The sequence below is a fragment of the Cellulomonas olei genome (assembly GCF_039548315.1).
Classification (GTDB): domain Bacteria; phylum Actinomycetota; class Actinomycetes; order Actinomycetales; family Cellulomonadaceae; genus Cellulomonas.
In genome coordinates this window covers 13188-37055 of the sequence record NZ_JBCLVN010000007.1, presented here as the reverse complement: position 1 = coordinate 37055, position 23868 = coordinate 13188, and the positions used below count along the sequence as shown (strand labels likewise).

The window sequence follows — 23868 nt, the reverse complement described above, 5'->3', positions numbered from 1 at the left end:
GTCACGAGACAGGAGATCGATCGTGTCCCACACGACCACACGCCGCGCCCGGGGCGCCCGGCGGAGGCAGTCCTCCGTCGCCGCGCTCGCGGCCGCGGCCCTCGCCGCCACCGGCGTGCTGACCACGGCGGCCGTCGCCGGCGCCGCGCCCGGGCCGGAGGCGACGCTCGTCGTCGAGGCCGACCAGCCGTTCCGGCCCGTGTCGCACGTCGCGACCGGCTCGCTCTACGGGATCGCCGACGCGGGAGTCCCGTCGGACGACCTCATCGCGCCGATCAAGCCGAACACGTTCATGCAGATGCCGCCCCGCGGCACCCAGCAGCCCACGGGCGACACGCTCGACGTCTGGGAGACGGCCGCCCGGCACGGCGCCGGCGTCGTCGTCCGGCTGTGCGACTACTACCCCGGCTGGCCGTACCGGTTCACCTGGGAGGACACGGGCGACCGCCTCGGCTGGGAGAACGCCGTCCGGCAGATCGTCGCCGACGTCGAGGCGTCCGGGGCGACCAACATCGTCGCCTACGCCCCGTGGAACGAGTCCGACCAGACGTGGCTCGAGCAGAACGGGTCCTTCGAGGAGCTGTGGCAGTTCACCTACGAGCTGCTGCGGGAGATCGCCCCCGACGTGCCGATCCAGGGCCCGAGCTTCTCGGACAACATCGCCGACATGCGGCAGTTCCTCGAGTTCGCCGTCGAGACCGACACCGTCCCGGACGTCCTGGAGTGGCACGAGCTCATCCGCCCCTCGAAGATCAAGGGCGACATCGAGACCGTCGAGGGCATCCTCGCCGACCTGGGCATCAGCCCGCGGCCCATCGACATCGCCGAGTACGGCAGCCCCCAGGAGGTCGGCCTGCCCGGCGTCATGGCGAACTACATCGCCAAGCTCGAGCGGCACGGCGTGGACCGGGCCGAGCTCGCGTTCTGGAACCAGTCCGGCACGCTCGGCGACCTGCTCACCCACCGCGGGGGCGACCCGAACGGCGCCTACTGGCTGTACACCTGGTACGCGGCGATGAGCGGCGACATGGTCACCACCACGCCGCCGTCCAACGAGAGCCCGCTCGACGGCGCCGCCGCGGTGACGGCCGGGAAGGACGAGGTGCACGTCATCGCCGGTGGCGGCACCGGCCCGACGTCGGTCGTCGTCAACGGCCTCGACGCGCTCGACCTGGGCGAGGACGTGGACGTGACGCTGGAGGTGTCGCCGTCCTACGGCCGCACCGTCGCGACGCCGGCGCCGATCACGGTCTCGCGCACCACCTACGAGGTCGGTGACGACGGGTCGATCACGGTGCCCGTCGTCATGAACCCGGCCTACGGCTACCGCGTGGTGGTGCAGGCCGCCGGGGAGGCCGAGAGCCTCGCGGGCCGCTACACGATCACGAACGGCAACAGCGGGCTGGCGCTCGACGTGGCGGACGAGGCGACGCCCGCCGGCACCCCGGCCGTGCAGGCCGCCGCGGACGGCGACCCGACCCAGACCTGGGAGCTGGTCGACGCGGGCCGCGGCCTGTACCGCGTCGTCAACACGGCGAGCGGGCTCGCCCTCGGGGTCGCGGACGCGGCCCGCAGCAACGGTGCGGCCGCGGTCGCCCGCGAGGACACCGGGGCCGAGGACCAGCTCTGGCAGGCGGTCCCGGACGGCCACGGCCGGGTGCGGCTGGCCAACGCGGGCACCGGGCTGACGCTCGCCGTCACGGACACCAGCACCGAGCCCGGCGCCGCGGTCGTGCAGTGGACCGACGGGTCGCCCACCTCCGGGTGCCGCGCGGACGGCCCGCGCCAGCCGGGGCGGATCGGGACGGCGATCGACTTCTGCCGCAGCGACTCGTACGTGCAGCTGCCGGACGGCGTCGTGAGCGGCCTGGACGGCGACTGGTCGGTCTCGACGTGGGTGAAGCCGGCCGCCGTCACCACCTGGACCCGGGTGTTCGACTTCGGCCGGGGCCAGTCCGCGAACATGTTCCTCACCGTCAACGCCGGCAGCGGGCCCCGGTTCGCCATCACCGCCGGCGGCGCGGGCGGCGAGCAGCGCCTCAGCTACAACGGCCAGCACCTGCCGCTCGGGCAGTGGTCGCTGGTCACGGTCGTGGTCGAGGGCACCACCGGCACGATGTACCTCGACGGCCGGCCGGTCGCGACGGGCACCATCACGACGTCCCCGGCGGACCTCGGCCTGACGAACCGGAACTACCTGGGCAAGTCGCAGTACAGCAGCGACCCGCCCCTCGACGGCGCGATCGACGACTTCGCCGTCTACGGGCGCGCCCTGAGCGCTGCGGAGGTCGCGGAGCTGGCGTCGGGGCAGCCCGCCGCGGGTGACGTCGTGAGCTACGCGTTCGACGAGACCACGGACCTCGCGCGGGTCGTGGACTCGTCGGGCAACGGCCGCACCGGCCGGGTGACCGCCGGCACGACGTCGTCGGGCACCACCACGGCGACCGACGAGCAGACGCCGGACCGGTTCTGGACGCTGACCCCGGCGCAGGCCCCCGACACCACGGCGCCGCAGGTCACCGTCAAGGAGGGCGAGCAGCTCACGCGCGGCGCCGACGGCCGCTACGCGAAGGTCTCGTTCAAGCTCCACGACGAGGGCAAGGTCGACCGGCTCACCCTCAACGGCGTCGAGAAGGACCTCACGGACGACGTGTGGTCCGACCTCAACGGCGTGGTGCCCGGGGTGTTCGGGGCGGTGGAGGGCCGCAACACGCTGGTGGTGCGGGACGTCGCCGGCAACACGACCACCGTCACGTTCGTCCTCGACACCACGGGCCCGCAGGTCACCGTCAAGGACGGGGAGAGCTTCACGGTCGGCGCCGACGGGACCTACTCGCGGGTCTCGTACAAGCTCCACGACCCCGCGAAGGTCGACCGGCTCACGCTCAACGGCGTGGTCAAGGACCTCACGGACAACGCGTGGTCCGACCTGAACCACGTGGTCCCGGGGGCGTTCGGCGCCGTCGAGGGCGAGAACACGCTGGTCGTGCTCGACTCGCTCGGCAACGCGACGACGGTGGTCTTCACGCTCACGCGCTGACGGCACCGGCACCGCCCGACACGGTGGGCGCGGGGACGACCCCGCGCCCACCGTGGTCGGTGCCGGGCCGCGCCGGGCCGCCTCGGCGTTGCCCCGACCGGGGTCGGAGGCGTAGGTTCCGCCACGGTGCGCGAGCCGCGTCGTCCCCGACGCCCCGCGCCACGGTCTGCTCGAGCGCGAAGGGATGGTGCCGCATGGACGACGTCCCGAGTTCGGCGCCGCGCGGATCCCTCGTGACCGGCAGCGCCCTCGCACCCGTCCGGTGACCCCGGAGGGTCGGGCCCGGCCGGGTCGCGACGTCCGCGCGGCCTGCGTCGACCGACCCCCGCCGGCCCGAGCCGGCCCTCCCTGACGTCGCCGTGCCCGCGGTGGGCGACGTCGCCGAACCCGAGGTGCCCCATGGAGAACGCCACCCTCATCAGCCCGGACCAGGTGTCCGCCGTCGTGCAGCGGCTGCTGGACGACAAGAACCTCGCGGACCTGACGGCCGTCGCCACCGCCGTCGGGACGCTGACCGGCCCGCAGGCCGTCGCCGTGCTGGAACGGCTGGACGCCACCGACCGTGCGCTGGTCTTCCGGCTGCTGCCCAAGACCACCGCCCTGGACGTCTTCGAGGGGCTGGACGCCACGCTCCAGGGCGACCTCGTGGGGGCGCTCCAGGACGAGGACGTCGCCGCGGTGTTCGAGCAGCTCGACCCGGACGACCGGGTGGCGCTGCTCGACGAGCTGCCCGCGACCGTCGCGACCCGCCTGCTGCACGGGCTGCCGCCGCGGGAGCGCGCCCTCACGGCGGCCGTGCTCGGCTACCCGGCGGAGTCGATCGGCCGGCGGATGAGCCCGGAGTACGTCGTCACGCACCCGTGGGTCACCGTCGACCAGACGATGGACCGGGTCCGCCTGCGCCTCGGGGACGCCGAGACCGTCTACACGCTGCCGGTGACCGACGAGCAGCGCCGGCTGGTGGGGATCGTCAGCCTGCGCGACCTGCTCGGTGCCGAGCCGGACGCGGCGATCGGCACGCTCATGCACGAGCCCCACTCGGCGCAGGCGAACGAGGAGGCGGAGGTCGCCGCGCGCCGGTGCGCCGACCTCGCGCTGCTGGCCCTGCCGGTCGTGGACGCCGAGGACCGGCTGGTCGGCATCCTCACCGTGGACGACGCGCTCGCGGTGCTCGAGGTCGAGGAGTCGGAGGACCAGGCGCGCATCGGCGGCGCCGAGCCGCTGCGGCGCCCGTACCTGTCGACCCCCGTCCGGTCGATCGTGCGCTCGCGGGTGGTGTGGCTGCTCGTGCTGGCCGTCGGGGCGACGCTCACCGTCCAGGTGCTCGGCGCGTTCGAGGCGACCCTGGACCGGATGGTGGTCCTCTCGCTGTTCATCCCGCTCCTGATCGGCACCGGCGGCAACACCGGCAACCAGGCGGCGACGACCGTCACGCGCGCGCTCGCCCTCGGCGACGTGCGCCCCCGCGACCTCACCCGGGTCCTCGCCCGGGAGGTGCGGGTGGGGTTCGTCCTCGGCCTGCTGCTCGGGTCGGTGGGGTTCGCCGCGGCGTCGCTGGCGTTCGACCTGCGCATCGGGGGCGTGATCGGGCTGACGCTGCTGGCGGTGTGCACGATGGCGGCGTCCGTGGGCGGGGTCATGCCGCTCGTCGGCCGGATGATCCGGGTGGACCCGGCGGTGTTCTCGAACCCGTTCATCACCACGTTCGTCGACGCGAGCGGGCTGGTCGTGTACTTCCTCGTCGCCCGGGCGGTGCTGGGGATCTGACGGGGTCGCGGGCGCGCGGGGTCGGCCCTCAGCGCACGCGGAACCGCGCCACCAGGTCGTCCATGACCGCGTCGAGCCGCGCGTCCACCCGGCGCCGTGCGGGGTCGGCGTCGTGCCAGGCCACGATCTGGCGCGCGCCCTCCTCGAACGTCACCGTCGTCCGGAAGTCCGGCACGAGGGCGCGCAGCTTGCCGGTGTCGAACACCATCGAGTGCGCCTTGTCCCCCAGCAGGCCGGCGCCCCAGTCCGGGTCGGCCGCCGCGATGGCGTCGGAGGGCACGTGGACGATGCGGGGCTCCACGCCGGCTGCCGCGGCGAGCGCGCGCACCACCTGGTTCCAGGTGAGCACGTCGTCCGACGTGATGTGGAACGCGTCCCCGAGCGCCCGGGGGTGCCCGAGCAGCGGGACGAACCCGCGCGCGAAGTCCTCGTGGTGGGTGAGCGTCCACAGCGAGGTCCCGTCGCCGTGCACGACGACCTCCTTGCCCTGGCGCATCCGCTCCACCGCGGTCCAGCCGCCGTCCAGCGGCACGGACGTGCGGTCGTACGTGTGGGAGGGGCGCACGACCGTGACGGGGAACCCGGAGTCGCGGTACGCGCGCTGGAGCAGGTCCTCGCACGCGATCTTGTCGCGCGAGTACTGCCAGAACGGGTTGCGCAGCGGCGTGGACTCCGTGACGGGCAGCCGCTCCGGCGGCGTCTGGTAGGCGGAGGCCGAGCTGATGAACACGTACTGCCCGGTGCGGCCGGTGAAGAGCTCGACGTCGGTGGTGACGTGCTGGGGCGTGAACGCGACCCAGTCGACGACGGCGTCGAACTCGCGGTCGCCGAGCGCGTCGCGCACGGACGCGGGGTCGCGGATGTCGCCGTGGACCGCCTCGACGCCCTCGGGCAGGGGGCGGGCGGACGCGGAGCCGCGGTGCAGGACGGTGACGTCGAGACCGCGCTCGACGGCGAGGCGGGTGACGGCGGAGCTGATGATGCCGGTGCCGCCGATGACGAGGACGCGAAGGGCCATGCCGCACGGTAGCGCCGCGGGCGGGTGGTGCGCAGCGGGGGCTACACCCAGTACCCGGACGAGGACGAGTACGCGCCGCGGTACGTGCCCGAGCGCAGCCGGATGAGGTTGCGCTTCACGTCGTAGGGCAGCATCCGCCACTCCGGCACGCCCCACCGGCGGACGACCGCGGCCACCGCCCGGGCGCGCTCGGCGGGCGGCAGGGGGGCCGCCGCCGCCTCGGTGAGCATCCGGCCGGTCAGGTACCACTGCGGGAACGCGACGGGCCGGCTGAACCCGGGGTCGTAGCTGCGCACCTGGACGAGGGGGTCCGCCCCGACGGCCTTGCTGTTCTGGTGCACGTGCCGGCGGCAGGCGAACAGCCGCTCGGGGACGACGGCCCACTCGCCCCGCAGCGCGGAGCGCATGGCCAGCACGATGTCCCCGCCGAAGAACAGCGGGTGCCCGCCCAGGGCGCGCAGGGCGTCCGTGCGGTGCACGCCGCCCCAGGCGATCGACTGGTACACGGAGCGCCGCAGCAGCAGGTCGACGCGGGCGGCGGGCGTCAGGCCGGCGAACGTCAGGTCCTCGTCGTCCATGTGGCCGACCACCTCGCCCTCGGCGTCGACGAGCGTCACGCGGGGGAACGCGATGTCGGCCCGCGGTTGCGCGGCGAGCGCCGCGTGGCAGGCCGCGAGGTGGCCCGGCGCGGCGACGTCGTCCGCGGCGTGCCACATGAACAGCGGCGCGCGGGCGAGCGCGAGCGTGCGGTTGAAGTTCCGGGCCACGCCGAGGTTCCGGGGGGACCGGACGTAGCGGAACCGCGGGTCGGAGGCGGCGTACTCCCGGGCGATGTGCGGGGTGTCGTCCGTGGAGCCGTTGTCGGCGACGACCACCTCGATGTCGCGGAGGTCCTGGTCGCGCAGGGCGGCGAGCGCCTGGTCGAGGTAGAGCGCGCCGTTGTAGACGGGGACGCCGACGGAGACCTGGGGGGCGGGTGCGGTGCGGGTGCGGGTGCGGGCTCGGGGCATGGCGGGACCTCTCGATCCGTCGCTGGGGGTGCCACCGCGGCCGCCGCTCGCCCGCTGCTCCGATCCGAGTCCGTTATGCGGTGGTTTGCCCAGGATGCTAGGTGGTCGGGCCGGGTTCCGCCCGCCGAGACCCCGCGGTCCGTGATCCGGACGCCCCGCGCGGCGCGGCACCGGCGGGACGGGCGGCGCCGGGCAGTGGCGAGCGCGACGCCGAGGTCGGGCCGTACGTCCCGCGCGGGCGGGCGCGGGGCGTGCCAGCGACGCCCCCGCCCGGGTGACCGGGCCCCCGCGGGCGGGACGGGGGTTCGACCGGGACCCGCCCGCCGGAGCATGGTGGGGGTCGTGCTTCTGGACGAGCCGACCCCGCGCGCCGGGGTCCCGCGGGACGCACCCGCGCACGACGGGTCCCCGCGGACCGGCGACGAGCAGGACGACGTGATCGAGCAGGCGCGCCGGCGTGCGGAGCTGGTGCGCGACCACGTCGAGCACGCCCTGACGCTCGCCGAGCAGCAGGGCGGCCCCTTCGACTTCCTGTCGCTCGCGACCGCCGCGCACTGCTCGGTCGCGTACCTGCGCCAGCACCGGGAGTTCGCGACCAGGATCCGCGCGCTGCAGGCCACCGTGCCGCAGGACCCCGAGGACGACCGGTGCCGTGCGCTGCGGGCCCGGCTCGTGCGGGCCGAGCGGCGGGCCGCGGCGCTCCAGGCCTCGGTCACCCGGCTCGAGGAGGAGAACGCCCGGCTGCGGGACCGGCTCGCGGCGCAGGCGCGCGCCGTACCCGCGACGCGGCTCCGCCCCGGCATCCGGCGCCCGGGGACGCCGCTGCGCTGAGCGCACCGCGACACGCCGGTGCGCCCCGCGGTCGCGGGTGGATCTGCCCGCTCGCGACCAGGGCCGTCGGGGCTCGCCGGGACCTTCGGCCCAGGCGGCCGGCACCACCAGATCTAGTGTGACACCGCTGTAGTTCGCACTAGATGTAGTGCGGCAGAGGGGTGTGGAGGGGAGCGGCGACGATGACGACGATCGAGCTGGACGGGGCCGGACGACCGGTGGAGCTCACCCTCCAGGAAGCCGCGCTCACCGTCCGCAAGCGCGACGGCCGGGCCCTCCCGTTCGACCCGTCGCGCATCCGCGCCGCCGTCGCGAAGGCGTTCGTCGAGGTGCACGGCGAGCTCGGGGCGCTCCACGAGCTGGTGCTCGACGACATCACCGAGCAGGTCGTCGGCGAGCTCACCGCCCGGTTCGACGGCGAGGTGAAGATCTACGAGATCCAGAACGTCGTCGAGCACACCCTGCTGGAGTCGCACCAGTACGACGTGGCCCGGGTCTACATCGACTACCGCGTGCAGCGGGACCTGGCGCGCTCCCGGGCGCTCGACGTCAACCACTCCATCGGCCAGCTCGTCGGCAAGGACTCCACGGTCGTCCACGAGAACGCCAACAAGGACGCCGACGTCTTCAACACGCAGCGCGACCTCACCGCCGGCGCCGTGGGCAAGGCCATCGGCCTGCGGATGCTCCCGCCGCACGTCGCGAACGCGCACGCCAAGGGCGACATCCACTACCACGACCTCGACTACCACCCGTACGCCCCGATGACGAACTGCTGCCTCATCGACTTCCGGACGATGCTGTCCCAGGGCTTCCGGATCGGGAACGCGCAGGTCGACCCGCCGCGCTCCATCCAGACCGCGACCGCGCAGATCTCCCAGATCATCGCCAACGTGTCGTCCAGCCAGTACGGCGGCTGCTCGGTCAACCGCATCGACGAGCTGCTGGCCCCGTACGCCGAGCGGAACTTCGCCAAGCACCTGGCCGACGCCGAGCAGTGGGTCTCCGAGCCCGAGCGGCGCCGCGCCTACGCGGAGGAGAAGACCCGCAAGGACATCTACGACGCGATGCAGAGCCTCGAGTACGAGATCAACACCCTCTTCACGTCCAACGGGCAGACGCCGTTCACGTCCGTCGGCTTCGGGCTCGGCACCGGCTGGTTCGAGCGGGAGATCCAGCGCGCCATCCTGCAGATCCGCATCCTCGGGCTGGGCAAGGAGCGGCGCACCGCGATCTTCCCGAAGCTCATCTTCACGCTGCGCCGCGGTGTGAACCTGGGCGCCGAGGACCCGAACTACGACATCAAGCAGCTCGCCGTGGAGTGCGCCACCAAGCGCATGTACCCCGACATCCTCAGCTACGACAAGATCGTCGAGATCACCGGCTCGTTCAAGGTCCCGATGGGCTGCCGGTCGTTCCTGCAGGGCTGGAGCGACGAGGACGGGAACGACGTCGTCGAGGGCCGGATGAACCTCGGCGTCGTCACGCTCAACATCCCCCGCATCGCGCTCGAGACCCGCGGCGACCAGGACGCGTTCTGGGCGCTGCTCGAGGAGCGGCTCGAGATCGTCCACGACGCGATGCTGTACCGCGTCGAGCGCTGCAAGGAGGCCGTGCCGGCCAACGCGCCGATCCTCTACGTGCACGGCGCGTTCGGGCAGCGGCTCGCGCCGGACGACGACGTCGACGCCCTGTTCCGCGGCGGGCGGGCCACCGTCTCGCTCGGGTACATCGGCCTGTACGAGGCGGCCGCCGCGTTCTACGGCGGCGCCTGGGAGTCCGACCCGGAGGCCAAGGAGTTCACGCTCCGCGTGCTGCGGACCCTCAGCACCCGCGCGAAGCAGTGGACCGCCCGGCACGGCTACCAGTTCTCGGTGTACTCCACGCCGTCCGAGTCGCTCACCGACCGGTTCTGCCGGCTCGACAAGAAGAAGTTCGGGTCCGTGCCGGACATCACCGACAAGGACTACTACACGAACTCGTTCCACTACGACGTCCGCAAGGCGCCCACGCCGTTCGAGAAGCTCGACTTCGAGCAGGACTACCCGCAGTACGCGTCCGGCGGGTTCATCCACTACTGCGAGTACCCCGTGCTGCAGCAGAACCCGAAGGCGCTCGAGGCCGTGTGGGACTACGCGTACGACCGGGTCGGCTACCTCGGCACCAACACCCCGATCGACCGGTGCCTGGAGTGCGGGTTCTCCGGCGACTTCACGCCCACCGAGCGCGGGTTCGCCTGCCCCGGCTGCGGCAACGCCGACCCCCGCACGTGCGACGTCGTGAAGCGGACCTGCGGCTACCTCGGCAACCCGCAGCAGCGGCCGATGGTGCACGGGCGGCACGTGGAGATCTCCTCGCGGGTCAAGCACCTGGCGGGCAGCACGGGGTCGATGCCGCCCGCCGCCGACGCGGGCTGATGGCGCGGGACCCGCGCCCCGGGCAGTGGCGTGCGGGGGCGCTCAGCCAGGACCACGTCGCGGACTACAAGCCGTTCGTCATGGTCGACGGCGAGGGCGTGCGGTGCAGCCTGTACGTCTCGGGCTGCCCGTTCGCCTGCGCCGGCTGCTTCAACGAGGCCGCCTGGTCGTTCCGGTACGGCACGCCGTTCGACTCCGCGCTCGCCGACCGCATCGCCGCCGACCTCGCGCACGAGGCCGTCCAGGGGCTGTCGCTGCTCGGCGGGGAGCCGTTCCTCAACACCGGCGTGTGCCTGCGCGTCGTGCGCCGGCTGCGCGCCGAGCACGGGCGTGCCAAGGACGTGTGGTGCTGGACGGGCTACACCTTCGAGGAGCTGCTGGCGGAGACGGCCGCGGGCCAGGACGACAAGGCGGAGCTGCTGGGCGCGCTGGACGTCCTGGTGGACGGCCGGTTCGAGCTCGCCCAGCGGGACCTCACCCTGGCGTTCCGGGGCTCGGCGAACCAGCGCGTGCTCGACGTGCCGGCGTCCCTCGCCGCCGGCCGCGCGGTCCTGTGGCACGGCACCCTGCGGACGTCGGACGAGGCGGAGCAGCTCGACCGCCGCCCCCTGATCTGACCCGCCCGCCCCACACATCAACCCGCCCGACCGCCGCCTGCCTCACGGTCCGCCCGGCCTCACTGTCCCCCCGCCCCGACCGCCCCCCGGTCCGACCGTCCCCCGGTCCGACCGTCCCCGCCTCACCGTCCCTTGGCCCCGTCGGAGGCTCCCACGGGAACCGGAGGTGTCGGCGCGCACTCGTGGTGGTCCGCGGACACCTCCGATGCCGCGCGTGTACCTCCGACACCTGTCGGAGCCTCCGAACGCGCCGGCGCCGGGTGCCCGCCCGGGCGAGGAGCGTGCTGGACGCGCGTCGTCCCCACCGCCGATGACGGTCCCGTCGGAGGCTCCCACGGTGCTCGGAGGGCGGCGCGTGCTCTCGTGGTGGTCCGCGGACACCTCCGATGCCGCGCGCGTACCTCCGACGCCCGTCGGAGCCTCCGAACGGAGGGAGGGGGCCGGGTGCAGGAGTGGGCGAGGCGCGGGGGGCGGTGCGGGTGCGGGCGGGTGCGGGTGCGGGGGTGGTGCGGGTGCGGCGGGTGGCGTCGGGTGCCACCCTCGCTCCATGACCGGGAACGTGCAGTCCGCCGCCTCGCGCGCCGGCGACCACCCCGCCCTCGAGACGGGGGCCCGCCTCGGGTACGCGGCCAGCGGCGTGCTCCACCTGCTGCTCGCGTGGGTGACGGTGCAGCTCGCGTGGACGTCCGGCGGTGAGCAGGCCGACCAGCAGGGCGCCCTCGCGCAGCTCGCGGGGAACGGTGCCGGTACGGCGCTGCTCTGGGTGCTGCTCGTGGGGTTCGTGCTGCTGGCGCTGTGGCAGGCCACCGAGGCGATCGCGTGGGGTGAGCCCTCCGACCGGGCGAAGGCCGCCGCGAAGGCCGTGACCTACGGGGTGCTCGCCGCCTCGACCGTGTCGGTGCTGGCCGGCGGGGGGTCGGGCGGCGGGTCGCAGGGCGCGACGGCCGGGCTGCTGGGCAGCGGTGCGGGCCGCGCTCTCGTCGGGGCCGTGGGCCTCGGGGTGGTCGGTGTCGCCGGCTACCACGTGGTCAAGGGCTGGCGCGAGAGGTTCCTCGAGGACCTGGCCGGCAGCCCGCCGCCGTGGGTCGTGCGGGCCGGTCGCGCCGGCTACGTCGGCAAGGGTGCCGCGCTCGCGGCCGTCGGGGTGCTGCTGGTGGTCGCCGCGGTGCAGGCCGACCCGGAGAAGGCGCAGGGCCTCGACGCCGCGCTGCACGCGCTCGCGAGCCTGCCGTTCGGTGCGGTGCTGCTGACGCTGGTCGCGATCGGGTTCGCCGCCTACGGGGTGTACGCGTTCGGACGCGCCCGGTACGCGCGCGTCTGACCCGGCGCCCGCGCGGGCCCGCGCCCGCCCCCGCGCCCGCCCCGCCGGCGGAGCACGGCCCGCGCCGGCCCGACGTCGAGGTGCCCGCGCCCCAGTGGTCTCCGCAGCGACCCCGCGTCAGCGGGCGGACGTCGCTCCCGCCCCGCCGCCCGAGCCCGTCGCGGGGCCGCCGTCCCGCACCCGGTGGTGCAGGTGGACGACCCCGCCGGCGAACCGCCGCACGTCCACGAGCTCCAGGTCCAGCCGGACGTCGTGCGGCAGCGCCCGCGTCCCGCCCCCGACGAGCACCGGCGTCACGAACAGGTGCAGCTCGCCCACGAGGCCCGCGCGCAGCGCCTGCCCGGTGAGGTCGGCCCCGCCGATCAGCACGTCGTGCGGGGACGACCGCAGCAACCGCCGGACGGCCTCCGCGTCGAAGTCCCGCTCGATCTGCGTGCGGGCGCTGCGCGGCTCGGTGAGCGTCCGGGAGTACACGACCTTGTGCGCCGCGCGCCACAGGTCCGCGAACTCCTGCACGGCCGGGGGCTCGTCCGCGGTCTCCATGTCCTCCCAGGCGGTCATCACGTCGTAGACGCGCCTCCCGTACAGCAGCGTGCCGACGCCGCGGTGCAGGGCGTTCACCGCCAGGTGCACCTCCTCGTCGGGGGCGCTCCAGTCGAACCGGCCGTCCCGGTCGGCGACGTAGCCGTCGAGCGACGTGATCGCGGCGTGCACGAGCGTGGCCATGCCGACCTCCCCCGGGGTGGGTCCCGCGTCGTCGCGGGTCAGGGGGCCAGCACAGCACATCCAGGTGTCCTGCGTCGCCCCTAGAGTCGGGTCATGCGTCCCGACACCGGTGTCCTGCTGCCCCGTGACCTGCCCGCCGACCGGCTGCTGCCGTACGCGAGGCGGGCGGACGAGCTGGGGTTCTCGGAGCTCTGGGTGGTGGAGGACCTGGGCTTCCGCGGCGGCATCGCCCAGGCCGCGGCGGTGCTCGCGTCGACGGAGCGGATCCGGGTGTGCGTCGGCATCCTGCCGGTCGGAGCGCGCAACGTGGCGTTCGCCGCGATGGAGGCCGCGACCGTCGCGGAGCTGTTCCCCGGCCGGCTGCACCTGGGCGTCGGGCACGGCATGCCGGGGTGGATGCGGCAGGCGGGCGCGTGGCCGGCGAGCCCGCTGACCGCGTTCGAGGAGCACGTGACGGCGCTGCGGGCGCTGCTGCGCGGGGAGACGGTCACGACGGAGGGCAGGTTCGTGCGCCTGGACGGCGTGCGCCTGGAGTCCCCGCCGTCGGTGGTCCCGCCGGTCCTCGCGGGCGTCCGCGGCCCGCGGTCGCTCGCCGCCGCGGGCCGCTGCGCGGACGGCACGGTGCTCGCCGAGCCGGCCGGCCCCGAGTACGTGCGCGCGGCGCGGGAGCAGATCGGCGCAGGACCTGGCCACCGCGTGGCGGTCTACGACGTCGCTGCGGTGGACCCCGACCCCGCGGTGGCGCGGGCGTCCGTGCGCCCGGCGCTCGCGTGGATCGGGGACCCCGACTGGGACGTGCACGTCGCGCCGCTGCCCTTCGCCGACGAGCTCCGGGTCCTGCGCGCCCGCACGCACGACCGCGCCGCGTTCGCCGCCGCCCTGCCGGACGCCTGGGTCGACCGGCTGGCCGTGTGCGGGACGCCCGAGCAGGCGCGGGCCCGCATCGACGAGATCGGCGCGGCCGGGGCGGACGCGGTGGTCCTGGCCCCGGCCGGCGCCGACCCGCTCGCGGCGCTCGACGCGCTGGCGACGGTGCTCTGACGGCGCCCGCCGGGCGCGGTCAGCCCTGCGCGACGGACGCGACGAACCGCGCGCTGCGCTCCTGCAGCCCGGCGATCCGGCGCGCCACCACGGCGGCCGCGTCGTCCCCGGCCTCGACGATCGTCGGGCGGCGGCGGGCGTTCTGCGAGCACGCGAAGTCCGCGCAGATCAGCGTGCCGAGCGTGTTGCCGTTGCGCCCGGCGGCGCCCGCACGCTTAGCGACGAACAGGCTGACGTCGTTGGTGGCGATGACGTCCTCGCACCACGCGCACACGGCGCTGCGGGTGGCCGCTCCGTCGGACGCGCGCAGGACGATGCCGACGGGCCGGTCGTCCAGCCAGGTCACGACGTAGGCGCGCCGGGGGTTCTTCGGGTCGTTCCACCCGAGGTAGTCGAGGCGCTCCCAGTCGAGGCCGGCGAGGCCCGGCGGCATCGTGGCCTGGGCGGCCTCGCGGCGGGAGCAGTTGACGAAGGACGCGTGGATCTGGGAGTCGGTGACGGGACGCATGACGGGCTCGCTCTCACGGGAGTGGGGCGCGCCGGCGCGCACATCGGCGGCGCGCGGGCGCAGGGGACGGACTCCCGTCACGGGGCGACGACGACCCGTCCCGGCCGCGGCGCGTGGGCCGGGCTCAGGGACGGTGGTGCGGCGTGACGGGCTGTGCCCGGTCACGCAAGGTGGCCGTGTCGGCCGACCCCGCTCCCTGCGGACATCCGCTGCTCTCCCGTGGTGGTGACGGCCGCCGGATCTCCGGGCGGCACCGGTCGCCCGCCATCTTGCACCTCCGGACGGGCCGGCGTCACGTCGATTCCGCCGTGCGCCGCGTCACGCGGGCGCACCCCGGGTGCGGACCCGGGCCGCGGTCCGGCGGCGCGGCCCCGGCGGCGCGGCGACGTCGCGTCGGGTGCGACCATCGACGTCGGGTGCGGCGCCGGTCGCACGGCGGGGACAGGGCGACAGGAGCGGGTGTGGAGCACGGGCGGGTGCCGGACGGTCCGGGGGCGTGGGCGGCGCGCCGGACGCAGGGACCGCGCCGGACGCAGGGACTGCACCGGACGCAGGGACCGCGCGGGACGCAGGGACCGCGCGGCGCGCGGGGACCCCGCCGGGCGGCCGGGGCCGTCGCGGTCGGGCTCGCGCTGGCCGGCTGCGGTCCCGCCGGGGACGACGGCCCGCCCGCGTCCGGCGTCCCGGGCGCGAGCGCCACCGGCTCCCCGGCGGGCCTGCCTCCCGCGGGCGTCGTCGTCGACTACCAGCTGGGCGGCGGCTACCCGCCCGCGGCCGGCGTCGGCGGTGTGGTGCGGGACGTCACGGACGTGCCTGAGCCGGGGCTGTGGTCCGGCTGCTACGTCAACGGGTTCCAGACGCAGCCCGCCGAGCGGGACGCCTGGCTCGCCGACCACCCGGACCTCGTGCTGCGCGACGCCGCCGGGGACCCGGTCGTCGACCCGGGGTGGCCGGACGAGCTGCTGCTCGACACCCGCACCGCGCAGCAGCGCGCGGCGATCACGGAGGTGGTCGGGGAGCAGGTGCGCCGGTGCGCGGAGCGCGGCTTCGTCGCCGTCGAGCTCGACAACCTCGACTCGTGGACGCGATCGGGCGGGCTGCTGACCGAGGACGCGGCCGTGGACCTGGCGGCGCGGCTGGTCGCGGTGGCGCACGAGGCGGGCCTCGCGGCGGGGCAGAAGAACACCCCGGACCTCGGGACGCGCGGGCGTGACGAGGCCGGGTTCGACTTCGCGGTCGCGGAGCAGTGCCTGCAGTACGACGAGTGCGCCGCGTACACGGACGTCTACGGCGACGCGGTGGTCGACGTCGAGTACGCGGGGTCCGACCCCGCGGCGGACTGGGACGGGGCGTGCGCCGACCCGCAGCGCCCGGTGAGCACGGTGCTGCGCGACGTCGACCTGCGCACCCCGGACGACGAGGGCTACGTGTTCGCGACCTGCTGACGCCCGCTCCTGCGGACGCGGGACGGCCCCCCGACCCGGTGCGGGTCGGGGGGCCGTCGTGGTGCGGTGTCAGCGCGCGGTGCGCACCCGACGGGCGACGACCACCAGGGCGCCGCCGGCCAGCAGCAGCGTCCAGGCGCCCGCCATGAGCAGGCCGGCCTGGGCGCCGGTGGCGGCCAGGTCCCCGCTCGGGGCGGCAGCGGCCGCCGGGGTGGCGGCCGCCGGGACGGCCAGCTCCACCGCGAGGGTGGCCCAGCGGCCCGAGGTGCCGCCGGTGGCGATCACGGTGTGCGCGCCGGCCGGGACGTCCGCGGGGATGTCGGCCAGCAGGCGGGCGACGCCGTTCTCGTCCGCGACGGCGGTGCCGAGGAACACCGGGTCGGAGTGCAGGTAGAACGCGACGGTCTCACCGGGCTCGAAGCCCTCGGCGACCAGCTCCATCTGCTGCCCGGGAGCGGTGGCGGCCTCCGGCGTGTCCAGCACGGCCGTCGGGAGCGCCCCGACGCGGGCCGGCTCGCCGCCGACGGTCACGGTGAACGTGGCGCTGGCGGCGCGGGTGCTCGCGGTCTCCGGGAGCTCGAGCACCACGGTGTGCGTGCCCGGCGCGAGCACGCCCAGCGACGCCGGGATGACCCCGTCCGTCGCGAGCTGGCCCTGGCCGATCACGGTCGCGCCCTCGCGGAACACGAAGGTGCTCGGCAGCACCGCCCCGCCGACGCGCGCCTCGAGCGTCACCTCGGTGGCGACCGGGACGGCGACCGTCGCCGGCACCGTGACGGTCGGGGTGACCTTCGTGACGGTGACCGTGCCGGAGCCGGTCGCGCCGGTGTACGGGTTGGTCTCGACCGCGATCGAGGCGACGGCGAACACCGGCATGGAGCCCGGGGTCGGCACGTACGTCACGGAGACCGTGTAGCTGCCGACGGCGAGGCCGGTCAGCGGGACGGACGCGCGGCCCTTGCCGTCCAGGGCGACCGCGTCGAGCGGCTGGCCCGTGGCCGAGCCCTTCGGCGTCAGCGTGACCTCGACCGAGCCCTTCGGCGTCGGCCCGCCCTGCGGACCGGCGACGGTCACGGGGACGACCACGTCGCGGCCGACGGTGACGGTCTGCGAGCCGACGGCGACGGTCGGCGTGGTGACGGCGGGCCAGGCGTACGCCCAGTCGCCGGTCGGCTGCTTGCCGGGGGCGGTGACGGTCATCTGCACCTGGATCAGCTTGCCCAGGTCGGCGGCGGTCGGCGTGTACGTCGGGGCGGTGACGGTGCGCTCGTGGTCCCCGATGACCCACTCGTAGGAGAACTGCGCGTCGGGGCCGTAGCCGACCGGGCGCGGCGTGAGCGTCCGCCCGAGCACCGCGTTGTTGCCGTCCCGGCCGTCGAGCTCGAGGTAGCCGTTCTCGATCGTGCCGAGCTCGACGGTCTTCGGCGCGCTGGTCTGCGGCACGGCGGTCAGCGGGGCGCGGGTGCCGGTGACGACGACGCGCAGCGCCTTGCCCTGGTCGGCGGCGGTCGGCGTGTACGTGGGCTGGGTGCCGACCTGGTGGCCGTCGACGGTCCACGAGTACGACAGCGTGACGCCCTCGGGGGCCCAGGTGCCGACGCTGGCCGACTGCGGGACGCCCACGGCGGGGTTCGTGGCGATGGCGACGGTGCCGGGCGTGATCGCGGAGACCACCTCGACCGACGTCGGGGCGGAGGTCGACGTCGCGGCGGTCTCGGTGCCCTCGAACCGGGCGGTGAACGTCTGCTCCTCGTCGACCTGGTACGTCAGCGACGCGGTGCCGCCCTGCAGCGCCCGCGTGCCGATGGGCGAGCCGCCGGACAGGAACGTGACGTCACCGGACTCGGCGCCGTCGACCGTGGCGGTCAGCGTGACCGTGTCGCCGGTGACGACGGTGGTGGCGGACACGCCGAGCGACGTGGAGGTCTCGACCTGGGCGGACGCGAGGGTGAAGTCGTGCAGGACCGGCTGGTTCTCGCCGCAGTAGAGGTACAGGGAGTACGGGCCGGACCACCCGGCGGGGTAGGAGACGTCGAACGAGCCGGTGAGCAGCCCGTCGGCCGCCTGCACGTCGGTGATGGGACCGTTGGCGACGGTCGTGTAGCCGATGTTCTCGCGCAGCGCCCACTCCGCGTGCTCCCACGAGTCGTACGTGCACTCGTAGTCGTAGCTGGTGGTCTCGCCGGCCTTCTCCGGGCCGGTCGTGGGCGTCACGCCGGACGTCGCCGCCAGGGCCTGGCCGACGGGGACGAGCGTCCCCAGGATGGCGAGGACTGCTGCGGCCGCTGCGGAGCGCCGGACGCGGCCCCGCCTCTCTCGAGCTGTGTGCACGGGTCTCCCCCGGGTGTCGCCGGGGAGTCCCCGGTCCGATGTGTGAACGGGGGCCTGATCGACGCGGACGCCGGATGTGTCAGGGAAACTGAGCCACGAGATCCAGGACGTAGGTCCTACCACCCCCGTGGGCGCATCCCTGGCAGCCTCCGGACGCCGGACGTACCGTGGTGAAGGTGTCGAGCCCTGACCCGACCCGGCCGGTCGACGACCGGGTCCTGCGCCGTGGGGACCTCGTGGTCGAGGTGCCCTCCCGGTGCGTGCGCGTCGGGGACCGCACGGTCCCGCTGACCCGGAGCGAGTTCGAGATCCTCGTGGCCCTCGCCGAGCGCGCGGGCACCCCGGTGTCGAAGGACGAGCTGGTGCACGCGGTCGCCGTCCACGGCCCGCACGCGGTGCCCGTGCCGACGGACGCGGACCGCCGCAGCATCGAGGTCCACATGGCGAACCTGCGCCGCAAGCTGGCGGAGCGGACCGGCGACCGGTCGGTGATCGGGACGGTCCGCGGGCTCGGCTACCGGCTCGCGCCCGAGGTGCGGGTGCCGGAGCAGCGGGACGGCACCACCGGCTGACCCGGCGGCGCCGTCCCCTCCCGGCGGCGCGACCCGGCGGTCAGCGCTGCGCGGCCGCCAGCGCGGCGCGCAGGCCGTCCGCGTCCAGGTCCGGACCGTAGGCGGGCGTGTCGCGCTGGTACCGCCAGCCCTCCGCGAGCGGGCCCGCGTCCACGACGTCGAAGCCCCACCGGTCGACGAGCGACGTGACGAGCGCCTTGGCGTCCGCGTCGTCGCCCGCGATCGCCAGCGCGCGCCGTCCGGGCGTCCCGGAGGGCGTGCCGCGCGACCCGAGGTCGGCCGAGGTGATGTGGTTGAACGCCTTGACGACGCGGGCGCCCCCCAGGTGCCCGGCGAGCAGCTCGGAGCTCGTGGTGGTGCCGTCGTCGAGCTCGGCGACGTGGCCGTCCCGCTCCCAGTAGTAGTTGTTCGTGTCGATGACGACCTTGCCGGCGAGCGCGGCGGCCGGCACGGAGCGGTAGGCGTGGAACGGGACCGACACGACGACGACCTCGCCGTCCGTGGCGGCCTCCTCGGCGGTGCCGGCGCGCGCCCCGTCCCCGAGGTCCGCCACCAGGTCGACGAGCGTGTGCGGTCCGCGGGAGTTGCTGACGACGGCCGCGTGGCCGTGCTCGACGGCGAGGCGTGCGAGCGTGCCGCCGATGTTGCCGGAGCCGATGAATCCGATCGTGGTCATGACCGCCGCAACCCGGCAGGCCCCGGCGATGTTCCGCGCCGCACGCCGTGGGCGAAAAACCCTGGCAGTCGTCGGAGGGCGGACGTACGGTCGAGGCACACGGGAAGGAGGTGGTCCGAGACATGAAGTCTTCCAGGACGCGTGAGGTGGCTGTCCGCTAGTCGCCCGAGCACATCGGACGGATTGCTCGATCCGTTCGCTGCTCCGCCGGCCCGAGCCGGCAGGGCGACGAGCGAATCTCCGGCAGTCACCGCAGCCCGTGGGAGCCGCGACCTCGTCCTTCGCGGCAGGGCCTCGCACCGAGGCCCGGCCCACGGGCTGTTCCCTGCCCGGGACCGGACGGCACCGGCCGACGGGCCGGCGCGGGGGCCCTTCGAGGGGCCCGGACGGGCGGGGCGGCCCGGGCGGGGTCAGCCCGCGGGCCCCGCCAGGCGCGCCAGCAGCCCGTCGCGCACCCCGGGCCACTCGTCGGCCAGCACCGAGAAGTACGCGGTGTCGCCGCGGCTGCCGTCCGGGGCGAGCCGGTGCGCGCGGAGCACGCCCTCCGGCACGGCGCCGAGGCGCGTGATCGCGCCGACCGACCGGGTGTTGCGGGTGTCGGCGCGCAGCGCGACGCGGACGCACCCCCACTCCTCGAACGCGTGCCGCAGCATGAGGTGCTTGCACGCGGGGTTGGTCGCGCCGCCCCACCAGCGCGGCGCGTAGAACGTGTGCCCGACCTCGACCCGCCCGACGCGCAGGTCGAGGTCGTAGAACGACGTGCTGCCGCGGACCTCGCCGGTGCCCGCGTCGAGCACGGCGAGGGCGATCCGGCCGGGCGCGCGGCGGGCCTGCTCGACCTCCGCCTCCCAGCCCGCGACGCCGACCGGCAGCGGTGAGGACATCCCGGCCCACACCCGGTCGTCGACGAACGCGGCCAGCCCGGGTGCGTGCTCCGGGGCCAGCGGGACGAGGTGGACGCCGTGGCCGGCGAGCGTGAGGTCGTGCTGCACGGGAGGAGCATCCCAGGGACGTGCTTGCCACCGCCAGGCTAATGGCATTAGCCTCCACGCTATGGACAGCACCCGCGAGACCCGGTTCCTCGACCGCCCCGACGGCGCGAGCCGGACGTGCACCGTCGCGTACGACGACACCGGCGCCGGCCCGCTCGTCGTGGCCGTGCCCGGGATGGGCGACCTGCGCCGGACGTACGACGAGCTGCGCACCGCCCTGCTCGCCGCCGGCTACCGCGTGGTCACCACCGACCTGCGCGGCCACGGCGACTCCTCGCCCGACGTCACCGAGCTCGGCGACGAGGCCACGGCCGCCGACGTCGCCGCCCTCGTCGAGCACCTGGGCGCCGGCCCCGCCGTCGTCGTCGGCAGCTCGATGGGTGCGTCCGCCGCCGCGGTGCTCGCCGCGGACCGGCCGGAGCTCGTGCGGGCGCTCGTCCTGCTCGGCCCGTTCCTCCGGGACCCGGCGTCCGGCCGCGCGGCCCGGGCGATGCTCGGCGTCGTCTACCGGGTCCTGCTCGCCCGTCCCTGGGGCGCGGCCGCGTGGGCCCGGTACTACCGCACGCTGAACCGCGGGCGGCGGTCGGACCGGCTCGCCGCGCACACCGCCGCCATCCGCGCGAGCCTGCGCCGGCCCGGGTACCTCGCGGCGTTCCGGCGCCTCACGCTCGTGCTCACGCACGCCGTCGTCGAGCCCCGGCTGCCGCGTGTGCAGGCGCCGGCGCTCGCGGTCGTCGGCGCGCTCGACCCGGACTGGCGGGACCCGGCCGCCGAGCTCGCGTGGATCGGCACCGCGGTGCCCGGCGCCCGCACGCTCCTCGTCCCCGACGCCGGCCACTACCCCCAGCACCAGGCGCCCGACGTCGTCGCGGCCGCCGTGCTCGACCTGCTGCGCGACGCCGCACCTGTGCCGGAGGTGCCGGGTGCCTAGGGCCGGGCTCTCCGCGGCCGCGGTCAGCAGGGTCGCCCTCGGGGTCGTCGACGCGGGCGGGCCGGGCGGTTTCGCCGACCTCACGCTCGCCCGGGTGGCCGCCGAGGCCGGCGTCGCGACCCCCAGCCTCTACAAGCACGTCGGCTCGCTGGCCGCGCTGCGCCGGGAGGTGGCCGTGCTCGCGGTGCGCGACCTGACCGAGCAGCTCGTCCGGGCCACGCTCGGCCGCTCCGGGCCGGACGCCGTGCGCGCGCTCTGCCACGCCATGCGGGACTACGCCCACGCGCACCCCGGGCGGTACGCCGCCGTGCAGGTGGCGGCCGACCCCGCGGACCCCGACGACGCCGGGCTCGCCGCCGCCGGGGCCGAGGTCGTCGGCGTGATCACCGCCGTGCTGCGCGGGTTCGAGCTGCCCGAGGAGCGTGCGGTCGACGCGGTGCGCGCCGTCCGCGCCGCGGTGCACGGCTACGTCACGCTCGAGCTCGGCGGCGGGTTCCGGCTGCCGCAGGACCTGGACCGCAGCTTCGCCGTGCTGGTCGACCTCGTGGTCGCGGGGATCGAGGCCCTCGCCGCCGCCTAGGGTGGGGGAGTGGTCCAGCTGAAGACACCCCGGGAGATCGAGGCCATGCGGCCCGCGGGCGCGTTCGTCGCGCGCGTGCTGAGCAGCCTGCAGGACGTGGCCCGCGTCGGCATGACCCTCCGGGAGCTCGACGCGCACGCGCACCGCCTGATCGACGAGGCGGGCGCGCACTCCGTCTACCTCGGGTACCACCCGTCGTTCGGCGCCATGCCCTACCCGGGCGTGCTGTGCACGAGCGTCAACGACGCGGCCCTGCACGGGCTGCCGTCCGACCAGGTGCTCGCCGACGGCGACGTGCTGAGCATCGACTTCGCCGCGCAGGTCCAGGGCTGGGTGGCCGACTCCGCGGTGACGTTCCAGCTCGGCACGCCCGACCCGGACGCGCAGCGGCTCATCGAAGTCACCGAGCAGGCGCTCGCGGCCGGCATCGCGCAGGCGCGGCCCGGCAACCGGATGGGGGACATCTCCGCCGCCATCGGGGAGATCGGGCGCGCCGCGGGGTTCGGCATCAACGCCGACTTCGGCGGGCACGGGGTCGGGCGGACGATGCACGAGGACCCGCACGTGCCGAACCTCGGCCGGCGCCGGTCCGGGCTCAAGCTGCGCGCCGGGCTCGTCATCGCGATCGAGCCCTGGTTCATGGCCGGCGGGGACGGGTACGTCATCGACGACGACGGCTGGACGATCCGCACGGCCGACGGCTCACGGGCCGCGCACGCCGAGCACACGGTCGCGATCACGCCGGACGGGCCGCTCGTGCTGACGGCGCGCCGCCCCGGCTGACGCCCGCCGCCCGCCCCGCGCCGGGGCGCCCGCGCCTCGCTGCGACCCGCCCGCGTCGACTCGCCCGCGCCTCGCGCCGCCCCGCCCGCGCCGAGCCGCCCGCGCCGCGCGCCTACCCGCCCGCGCCTCGCGTCGAGAGGCCAGCACGTGGGGGTCGTGGTGCGTCCGGAGCCCCGGCGAGTGGCCGCTCGCGGCCGGCGCGTCGCGATGGGGCGCGGCGCCGACGCGCGGCGGACGGGCGCCGTTCACGCGCCGGTCGCGCGGACGACACCCGCGGCCCCGATGCTGGGACCCGGCCCCGGCCGGACCGGTGGGGGCGGCGGGCGCTCGGGGGAGGTCGCGCGCCGCCCCCACCCCTCGGGTCGCGGCGGTCAGGCGCGCAGGTGCTCCCAGGCGGCCGGGTTGAGGGTCAGCCACTCGGAGAACGACTGAGCCGGCCGGCCCGCCAGGCGCCTCACGGTGGGGGACGTCGGCTCCAGCTCGCCGGTCGCGATCGCCTCGTAGGACGTCACCCAGCCCTCGACCTCCCACGGCTCCGCCCCGTACCCGGCGCGCGAGGCGTACGCCTGCTCCACGGTCTCGGGCTCGTACCGGATCGCGCGGCCGGTCGCGGAGCTCAGCGACTGGGCCGCCTCCGCCAGCGGGTACGCCGTGGGGCCGGTGACGTCGTACGCCTGGCCGTCGTGCGCGTGGTCGCGCTCGTCGAGCAGCACGGCCGTCGCGACGTCCGCCACGTCGTCGTGCGCCACGGCGGTCACCCGCCCCTGCCCGGCCGGCCCGCGGATCACGCCGTCCTCGCCGACGAACCGGACGATCGCGTCGTGGTACAGGCAGTCGCGCAGGAACGTGTACCGCAGGCCGGACGCCCGGATGTGCTCCTCGGTCGCCCAGTGGTCGCGGGCGAACGTGAACGTCGCGTCCGGCGCGGCGCCCATGAACGACAGGTAGACCACCCGCTCGACGCCGGCGTCGACCGCGGCGTCCACGGCCGCGCGGTGCTCGGTGACCCGGTCGGCGGACTCGCGGCCCGAGACGAGGAACACGGTGCGGGCGCCGGCGAACGCGGCCCGCATGGACCCGACGTCCAGGTAGCCGGGGCTCAGCGCGATCTCCGTCTCGGTCCCCGGCAGGTGCGGCGCGCGGTCGGGCGACCGGACCACCAGGCGCTGCTGCGCGCCCTCCGCCGCCAGCCGGACGGCGAGCCGCCGGCCGATCCTCCCGGAGGCGCCCGTCACCACGATCAGCCCGTCGTCCATGCCCCG

Annotated in this window: 20 protein-coding genes; 12 read left to right on the top strand and 8 right to left on the bottom strand. The window is 75.6% G+C overall.

Annotated elements, in window-relative coordinates; translation table 11 throughout:
* Positions 1-22 precede the first annotated feature (22 nt).
* Both AAHH18_RS03835 and mgtE read left to right on the top strand, forming a co-directional pair.
* Positions 23-3040: a LamG-like jellyroll fold domain-containing protein gene (locus tag AAHH18_RS03835; RefSeq protein ID WP_343300638.1), complete on the top strand. Its 3018-nt coding sequence runs from the start codon at positions 23-25 to the stop codon at positions 3038-3040.
* Positions 3041-3439: 399 nt separating this feature from the next.
* On the top strand, positions 3440-4807 hold the full coding sequence (gene mgtE / locus AAHH18_RS03830; protein WP_283318697.1) for a magnesium transporter: 1368 nt from the start codon (positions 3440-3442) through the stop codon (positions 4805-4807).
* Between the two features lie 28 nt (positions 4808-4835).
* Here mgtE and AAHH18_RS03825 read toward each other — a convergent pair whose 3' ends face one another.
* Together AAHH18_RS03825 and AAHH18_RS03820 are read right to left on the bottom strand one after the other, a co-directional pair.
* A complete protein-coding gene (locus tag AAHH18_RS03825; protein WP_343300637.1) occupies positions 4836-5825 on the bottom strand; it encodes an SDR family oxidoreductase in 990 nt (329 codons plus the stop codon).
* 41 nt (positions 5826-5866) lie between these two features.
* The gene (locus tag AAHH18_RS03820; protein WP_343300636.1) at positions 5867-6835 is read right to left on the bottom strand and encodes a glycosyltransferase family 2 protein; all 969 of its coding nucleotides are present in this window, start codon (positions 6833-6835) and stop codon (positions 5867-5869) included.
* Between the two features lie 342 nt (positions 6836-7177).
* Between AAHH18_RS03820 and AAHH18_RS03815 the strand changes: the two genes are divergently transcribed.
* From AAHH18_RS03815 to AAHH18_RS03800, 4 genes are all read left to right on the top strand, one after another.
* The gene (locus tag AAHH18_RS03815) at positions 7178-7666 is read left to right on the top strand and encodes a hypothetical protein (RefSeq protein WP_283318694.1); all 489 of its coding nucleotides are present in this window, start codon (positions 7178-7180) and stop codon (positions 7664-7666) included.
* A 182-nt stretch (positions 7667-7848) separates the two neighbouring features.
* Positions 7849-10083 (top strand): anaerobic ribonucleoside-triphosphate reductase, encoded by a 2235-nt coding sequence (gene nrdD / locus AAHH18_RS03810; protein ID WP_283318693.1) that lies wholly within the window; start codon positions 7849-7851, stop codon positions 10081-10083.
* Positions 10083-10700: an anaerobic ribonucleoside-triphosphate reductase activating protein gene (gene nrdG / locus AAHH18_RS03805; RefSeq protein WP_343300635.1), complete on the top strand. Its 618-nt coding sequence runs from the start codon at positions 10083-10085 to the stop codon at positions 10698-10700. Before nrdD ends, nrdG begins: the two co-directional genes overlap by 1 nt.
* A 547-nt stretch (positions 10701-11247) precedes the next feature.
* The gene (locus AAHH18_RS03800) at positions 11248-12021 is read left to right on the top strand and encodes a DUF1206 domain-containing protein (RefSeq protein ID WP_283318691.1); all 774 of its coding nucleotides are present in this window, start codon (positions 11248-11250) and stop codon (positions 12019-12021) included.
* A gap of 117 nt (positions 12022-12138) precedes the next feature.
* Here the strand turns inward: AAHH18_RS03800 and AAHH18_RS03795 are convergent, their stop codons facing one another.
* Complete coding sequence (locus AAHH18_RS03795) at positions 12139-12747, bottom strand: dihydrofolate reductase family protein (protein WP_343300634.1); 609 nt, start codon at positions 12745-12747, stop codon at positions 12139-12141.
* A 93-nt stretch (positions 12748-12840) separates the two neighbouring features.
* Here AAHH18_RS03795 and AAHH18_RS03790 point away from each other — a divergent pair, with 93 nt between their 5' ends.
* On the top strand, positions 12841-13788 hold the full coding sequence (locus AAHH18_RS03790) for an LLM class flavin-dependent oxidoreductase (RefSeq protein ID WP_343300633.1): 948 nt from the start codon (positions 12841-12843) through the stop codon (positions 13786-13788).
* Between the two features lie 19 nt (positions 13789-13807).
* On the opposite strand, the gene AAHH18_RS03785 is transcribed toward AAHH18_RS03790, so the two are convergent.
* Complete coding sequence (locus AAHH18_RS03785; RefSeq protein WP_343300632.1) at positions 13808-14296, bottom strand: FBP domain-containing protein; 489 nt, start codon at positions 14294-14296, stop codon at positions 13808-13810.
* A gap of 461 nt (positions 14297-14757) precedes the next feature.
* Between AAHH18_RS03785 and AAHH18_RS03780 the strand changes: the two genes are divergently transcribed.
* Positions 14758-15741 (top strand): endo alpha-1,4 polygalactosaminidase, encoded by a 984-nt coding sequence (locus tag AAHH18_RS03780; protein ID WP_343300631.1) that lies wholly within the window; start codon positions 14758-14760, stop codon positions 15739-15741.
* 69 nt (positions 15742-15810) lie between these two features.
* Here AAHH18_RS03780 and AAHH18_RS03775 read toward each other — a convergent pair whose 3' ends face one another.
* On the bottom strand, positions 15811-18072 hold the full coding sequence (locus AAHH18_RS03775) for an Ig-like domain repeat protein (protein ID WP_343300630.1): 2262 nt from the start codon (positions 18070-18072) through the stop codon (positions 15811-15813).
* Positions 18073-18248: 176 nt separating this feature from the next.
* Between AAHH18_RS03775 and AAHH18_RS03770 the strand changes: the two genes are divergently transcribed.
* Entirely contained in the window at positions 18249-18644 is a 396-nt protein-coding gene (locus tag AAHH18_RS03770) for a winged helix-turn-helix domain-containing protein (RefSeq protein ID WP_283318685.1), read from the top strand.
* A gap of 40 nt (positions 18645-18684) precedes the next feature.
* Here the strand turns inward: AAHH18_RS03770 and AAHH18_RS03765 are convergent, their stop codons facing one another.
* Together AAHH18_RS03765 and AAHH18_RS03760 are read right to left on the bottom strand one after the other, a co-directional pair.
* The gene (locus tag AAHH18_RS03765) at positions 18685-19320 is read right to left on the bottom strand and encodes an NADPH-dependent F420 reductase (RefSeq protein WP_343300629.1); all 636 of its coding nucleotides are present in this window, start codon (positions 19318-19320) and stop codon (positions 18685-18687) included.
* A 410-nt stretch (positions 19321-19730) separates the two neighbouring features.
* On the bottom strand, positions 19731-20312 hold the full coding sequence (locus AAHH18_RS03760; RefSeq protein ID WP_343300628.1) for a GNAT family N-acetyltransferase: 582 nt from the start codon (positions 20310-20312) through the stop codon (positions 19731-19733).
* Positions 20313-20373: 61 nt separating this feature from the next.
* Here AAHH18_RS03760 and AAHH18_RS03755 point away from each other — a divergent pair, with 61 nt between their 5' ends.
* Genes AAHH18_RS03755 through map form a run of 3 tightly spaced genes read left to right on the top strand, consistent with a single transcriptional unit; the run spans position 20374 to position 22606 of the window.
* The gene (locus AAHH18_RS03755) at positions 20374-21243 is read left to right on the top strand and encodes an alpha/beta fold hydrolase (RefSeq protein WP_343300627.1); all 870 of its coding nucleotides are present in this window, start codon (positions 20374-20376) and stop codon (positions 21241-21243) included.
* Positions 21236-21823, top strand: coding sequence for a WHG domain-containing protein (locus AAHH18_RS03750; RefSeq protein WP_283318681.1), 588 nt, complete (start codon positions 21236-21238; stop codon positions 21821-21823). The genes AAHH18_RS03755 and AAHH18_RS03750 overlap by 8 nt, the downstream gene beginning before the upstream one ends.
* A gap of 9 nt (positions 21824-21832) precedes the next feature.
* Positions 21833-22606 (top strand): type I methionyl aminopeptidase, encoded by a 774-nt coding sequence (gene map, locus AAHH18_RS03745; protein ID WP_343300626.1) that lies wholly within the window; start codon positions 21833-21835, stop codon positions 22604-22606.
* A 371-nt stretch (positions 22607-22977) separates the two neighbouring features.
* Here map and AAHH18_RS03740 read toward each other — a convergent pair whose 3' ends face one another.
* Positions 22978-23862: an SDR family oxidoreductase gene (locus AAHH18_RS03740; protein WP_343300625.1), complete on the bottom strand. Its 885-nt coding sequence runs from the start codon at positions 23860-23862 to the stop codon at positions 22978-22980.
* Positions 23863-23868 lie beyond the last annotated feature (6 nt).